Consider the following 987-nt stretch of genomic DNA (forward strand, 5'->3'; position numbering starts at 1 on the left):
GGTCGAAGCTCTTGATCGAAGCCCCGGTAAACGGCGGCCGTAACTATAACGGTCCTAAGGTAGCGAAATTCCTTGTCGGGTAAGTTCCGACCTGCACGAATGGCGTAATGATGGCCACGCTGTCTCCACCCGAGACTCAGTGAAATTGAAATCGCTGTGAAGATGCAGTGTACCCGCGGCTAGACGGAAAGACCCCGTGAACCTTTACTACAGCTTGGCACTGAACATTGACCCTACATGTGTAGGATAGGTGGGAGCCTTTGAAACTTCGTCGCTAGATGGAGTGGAGGCAATCTTGAAATACCACCCTTGTAGTGTTGATGTTCTAACTTAGACCCCTAATCGGGGTTGAGGACAGTGCCTGGTGGGTAGTTTGACTGGGGCGGTCTCCTCCCAAAGAGTAACGGAGGAGCACGAAGGTGGGCTAAACACGGTTGGACATCGTGTGGTTAGTGCAATGGCATAAGCCCGCTTGACTGCGAGAATGACAATTCGAGCAGGTGCGAAAGCAGGTCATAGTGATCCGGTGGTTCTGAATGGAAGGGCCATCGCTCAACGGATAAAAGGTACTCCGGGGATAACAGGCTGATACCGCCCAAGAGTTCATATCGACGGCGGTGTTTGGCACCTCGATGTCGGCTCATCACATCCTGGGGCTGAAGTCGGTCCCAAGGGTATGGCTGTTCGCCATTTAAAGTGGTACGCGAGCTGGGTTTAGAACGTCGTGAGACAGTTCGGTCCCTATCTGCCGTGGGCGTTGGAAGATTGAAGGGGGCTGCTCCTAGTACGAGAGGACCGGAGTGGACGAACCTCTGGTGTTCGGGTTGTCATGCCAATGGCATTGCCCGGTAGCTAAGTTCGGAATCGATAAGCGCTGAAAGCATCTAAGCGCGAAGCGAGCCCTGAGATGAGTCTTCCCTGGCACTTTAAGTGTCCTAAAGGGTTGTTCRAGACTAGAACGTTGATAGGCAGGGTGTGTAAGTGCTG

At 53.1% G+C, this 987-nt stretch carries 1 rRNA gene; it reads left to right on the forward strand.

The annotated features are described in order from the left end of the window. Nucleotides 1-987: ribosomal RNA gene (locus tag A9260_RS14240) — 23S ribosomal RNA — on the forward strand; the annotation flags it as partial.

This window comes from Vibrio sp. UCD-FRSSP16_30, from assembly GCF_001676025.1.
Taxonomy (GTDB): domain Bacteria; phylum Pseudomonadota; class Gammaproteobacteria; order Enterobacterales; family Vibrionaceae; genus Vibrio.